This is a genomic window from Streptomyces tricolor, from assembly GCF_002155905.1.
Lineage (GTDB): Bacteria > Actinomycetota > Actinomycetes > Streptomycetales > Streptomycetaceae > Streptomyces > Streptomyces tricolor.
In genome coordinates this window covers 1-2873 of record NZ_MUMF01000602.1, presented here as the reverse complement: position 1 = coordinate 2873, position 2873 = coordinate 1, and the positions used below count along the sequence as shown (strand labels likewise).

The following is a 2873-nucleotide window of genomic DNA, read 5'->3' as shown; positions in this document are numbered from 1 at the left end:
ACACACCGCGGGCGCCGGGTTTATCCAGGTCAACCCGCTGCACGCGGCCGTACCCGGCGCCCGCGGTGTGTCCGGCCCAGCCGGCCAGCTCGGCGAGGTCGGTGAGGTCGCCCATGCCCCAGGAGCGGTGGGAGAGCAGGGAGTACAGCTGGACGAGCAGGCCGTAGGAGCGGCCGGGCGGGGCGGGCAGCCGGTCCGGGGCGACGACGAGACACGCCTCACCGGTCCGCCCGTCCGGGGCGGTGGCGGTCAGCCGGTGGACGCCGAGCGGGAGATCCGCTGCCCCCGGTGCCCCGGGGGCCGTCTGGTCCGCCCACTCCTCCCCGTCCTCCGTGACGATGTGCAGCCGGGTGCCGGCGGGCAGGGCGGTGAGGGCGGCGGCCGGCTCCGCGCCGGCCCACTGGACCACCGTCGGCGGCAGCAGGCGCTCGCGCAGTTCGCGTTCCCGGGCGGTGAGGGCGGCGCGTACGGCGTCCGGTCCGGTCGCGTCGACGCCGAGGGCGGCCAGGGCGGCGGTCACGGCGGAGGCGGGGACCTGGACGGTACGGTCCGGAGCGGGGCGGTAGGAGGTGGCGACCCCGTGCAGCTCGGCGAGCCGGGCGAGGTCCGCGGAGGGCCGGGCGGGGGGCTCGTCGGACGCCGCGGCCATCTACAGCCCCGGCGCGAAGGAGTCCGGGAACGGGTCGGACTCGCTGGTCAGCGGGGCGGTCTCGGCGAGCGGGGGCTCGCTGGTCAGCGGCTCGGCGTCGGGCAGCGGCGGCTCACTGGTCAGCGGCGCCTGCGCGCACGCGCTCTCGGCGCTGAACACGCACAGCGACGCCTCGGCGGTCTCGGCGGACGGATCCGCCACGGGTTTCCACGGGGACTGGGCCGGAATCGTGAGTCGAGCCGGTGCGGCCACGGGGGCCTCCTTGTCGGGGAGCGGATGCTACGGCTTTGGACGGTTTACGGCAGGCCTACCCCGTGAGCCCGGCGCCACGCGCGGCAAATCCGGTGCCCGGAGGTGATCCGGCGCCGGCGCGGTGATCGATAGAGGGGGTGTGAGACTGTTCCGCCCCATGGGGGGCCAGCGGGAGACGGACGACGGGAGCGGCGCGGACGCCGCCCTGTTGCGGGCCGTCGCGCAGGGGGACGCGGCGGCGATGGCCGAGCTGTACGACCGGCACGCCGGGTGGCTGCACGCGCGGCTGACCCGGCGGTGTGCCGACCCGGAGCTGGTGCGGGAGGTGGTGCAGGACACGTTCGTCACGGTGTGGCGGTCGGCGGCCGGGCACCGCGGACGGGAGGCCGGAGGCTGGCTGTGGACGATCGCCGCGCGCCGGCTGGTCGACGCGCGGCGGGCGCAGGAACGGGTCGCGCGGGTCGCGGCACCGCTGCCGGAGCCGGAGGGCCCCGGGCGGCACGAGTCCGACGCCGCGCCGTCCGCCGAGGACCGGGTGCTGGCCGGGCTGGAGTACGGCGATGTCGGCACCGCGCTCGACCGGATCTCCCCCGAGCTGCGGGAGGTGCTGCGGGCGACGGTCGTGGACGGGCTGAGCACCCGGGAGGCGGCCCGGCTGCTCGGCATCCCCGAGGGCACGGTCAAGTCCCGGGCCCGCCGCGCCCGTGCCGAGCTGCGCGAGGCGCTGGCCCAGTTGCACCCGTCCCCGCTGGGAGGCACCGCATGACCCGCCGCGCACGACACCCCTGGCACGCCCCCGCCGACCTGATCGCCCGCTACGCCGAGGGCGTCCTGCCGGAACCGGACGCCTGGTCCCTGGAGAAACACGTCGAGACCTGCGCGACCTGCGCGCCCCGGGTGTCGGCCGCGGTACGCGGCACGGCGGCGGGGGCGGTGCTCGCACAGATGCGTGCGGCGGTACTGGACCGGGTGACAGGGGCCGAGACGGCCGGGGCGGAGCAGCGGCTCACCGACCGGACGACGGCTCCGGAGGCGGCCGGGCCGCAGCCGCTCGTCAGCAGGGCGGGCGCACCGGAGGCAGCCGGATCTCAACAGCTCACCGGCCGGACGGCGGCGCCCGAGGCGGCCGGGCCGCAGCCGCTCGTCGGCAGGGCGGCGGCGCCAGAGACGGCCGGACCGCAGCGGATCACCGCCCGAGCGGCGGCGCCGGAGACAGCCGAACCACAGCGGGTCACCAGCCGGACGGCGGCACCCGAGGCGGCCGGGCCGCAGCCGCTCGTCGGCAGGGCGGCGGCGCCAGAGACGGCCGAACCACAGCGGATCACCACCCGAGCGGCGGCGCCGGAGACAGCCGGACCGCAGCGGCTCACCAGCCGGGCAGGGGTGCCGGCGGCGGCCGGACCGCAGCAGCCGACGACGGGGTCGGACTCGGCTCCGGCGGCGGGGCCGGTCTCGGCTCCGGCGGCGGGGGCGGTCTCGGCTCCGGTGGGCGCCGGGGCCGCGCGTCCCGGTTCCGGGGCGGCCCTGCGGCCCGGATTGCCTCGGCTCGCCCGGCTGCTGTGGGCCGCCGGGCCCGCCGTGCGCGGGGCGTGGCTGCCGGCCGTGCTGGGCGTGGCCGTGGCCGCGCTGGCGCTGTCGTACGGGGCGGGGGTCGCGGGCGCGCGGGCGCTGCTGCTGGCCGTCGCGCCGGTGGTGCCCGTCGCCGGGGTCGCCCTGTCCTACGGCCCGCACGCGGACCCCTTGCACGAGGTCGCCGCGGCCACGCCGGGCGGCGGGCTGCGGCTGGCACTGACCCGTACGGTCGCCGTGCTCGCGGTGAGCGTGCCGCTGCTGACCCTGACCGGGCTGCTGCTGCCCGCCTCGGGCGCGCCGGCCGCGACCCGGATCCCCACGAAAGAGGCCAGGGCCAGCGAGGCCGGCGCCAGTGTCAGCCCCGGCAGCAGCCAGGCCGCCGCGGCCGGCGCGCCCGAGG

At 78.8% G+C, this 2873-nt stretch carries 3 protein-coding genes and 1 pseudogene; 2 read left to right on the top strand and 2 right to left on the bottom strand.

All coding sequences use genetic code 11. The features are described from left to right. Together CCN44_RS34940 and CCN44_RS34935 are read right to left on the bottom strand one after the other, a co-directional pair. Positions 1-649: pseudogene (locus CCN44_RS34940) on the bottom strand (4-alpha-glucanotransferase); the annotation flags it as partial. Next, on the bottom strand, positions 650-901 hold the full coding sequence (locus tag CCN44_RS34935; RefSeq protein ID WP_086702500.1) for a hypothetical protein: 252 nt from the start codon (positions 899-901) through the stop codon (positions 650-652). 157 nt (positions 902-1058) lie between these two features. Between CCN44_RS34935 and CCN44_RS34930 the strand changes: the two genes are divergently transcribed. After that, entirely contained in the window at positions 1059-1667 is a 609-nt protein-coding gene (locus CCN44_RS34930; protein ID WP_059249586.1) for an RNA polymerase sigma factor, read from the top strand. Beyond that, a partial coding sequence (locus CCN44_RS34925; protein ID WP_208639901.1) for a zf-HC2 domain-containing protein occupies positions 1664-2873 on the top strand: 1210 nt, incomplete at its 3' end. The genes CCN44_RS34930 and CCN44_RS34925, both read left to right, overlap by 4 nt.